This window comes from Echinicola sediminis (genome assembly GCF_054777495.1).
Genome location: NZ_BAAHAP010000231.1, coordinates 1 through 1,092 on the forward strand (window position 1 = coordinate 1; position 1,092 = coordinate 1,092).

1 protein-coding gene is annotated in these 1,092 nt (G+C 37.6%); it reads left to right on the forward strand.

Annotated features, from left to right (window positions below; all coding sequences use genetic code 11):
• Positions 1–210: 210 nt before the first annotated feature.
• On the forward strand, positions 211–1,092 hold an 882-nt coding region (locus ACYVAA_RS22920; RefSeq protein WP_460546415.1), incomplete at its 3' end, for an asparagine synthase-related protein.

Here is a 1,092-nt window from a genome sequence, read left to right on the forward strand (position 1 = left end):
TCCTTATCCTTCCCCTCCAATAATTCATCCAGCTCTTGGTAAGTCCAGGATGTTCAGTCAATATCCCAATATGTAAAGCAAAAAAAATACGCTTTTATAAACGACCTGAAACAAAGCTTTTATTTCTCATACGAAGAAAAAAATTATCAATTCCACATTGTAGATAGATTTGCTTCCTTTCCTCTATACTACATTGAAAATAGGGGTAGATTGTTGGTCTCTGAGGATATCTCAGATCTCATCCCTCATTTACCAAAAACTGAATTTGATTCTTTAGGGTACTACACTACAGGAGGACTTTTAAATGGTGAACGTACCGAATTAACTCCTTTTATAGGGATAAATCGAGTCTTACCAGGTCATTACCTTATCTGGGAACCGGGAAAGACAAAAAAACACTGTTATTGGTCATTCCAACAATTTAAGGGAAAGGTGTTTCAAGGCTCCTTTGAGGAAGCAGGTGAAGAACTTGGTTTTCTGATCAGGCAGGCTGTAAGTAGATGTCATCAGTTTGCTCCACAAGCAGCATTACATTTGAGCGGAGGTTTTGACAGTGGCAGTATTGCTTCATTAATTTGTAACCAATCTCAAGAACGTCGGAGAACCTACTCTTTTGCATTTAACGAGCATTATTCAGAACATAGGAAGGAAGAGGCTAGTTTTATTCCCAAATACCAACAGCATTATCCTCAGATCGACCCCCACAAAATTATCATGGACGATCCTTTATCGCTGGAAGGTGAATTTCTCCAACATCCTGGAAACTGGTATGGAATTACTAAAAAACATTACGCTTACTTAATCACTCAACAAGCAGATGTAGAAAGAAAATCGTGCATTTTTACCGGGCTTGGTGGAGATGAGTTAGCTAGCTATGGTCATAAATATCAAAATAGCACAATCAATATTCCTAATGATTTTACAAATCATATTTTTCAACAATACCACAGGCAGATGAGAGCAACTAAACATCATATAAAATATTGGCTGGGAAAAACCGATAAAGCGATCATTAAAAGCAATCAGATCAATTCCTTACTCACTGAACCTAGATTTTGGTACCAACCAAGCTTTATCCGTGAATGTGAGCCC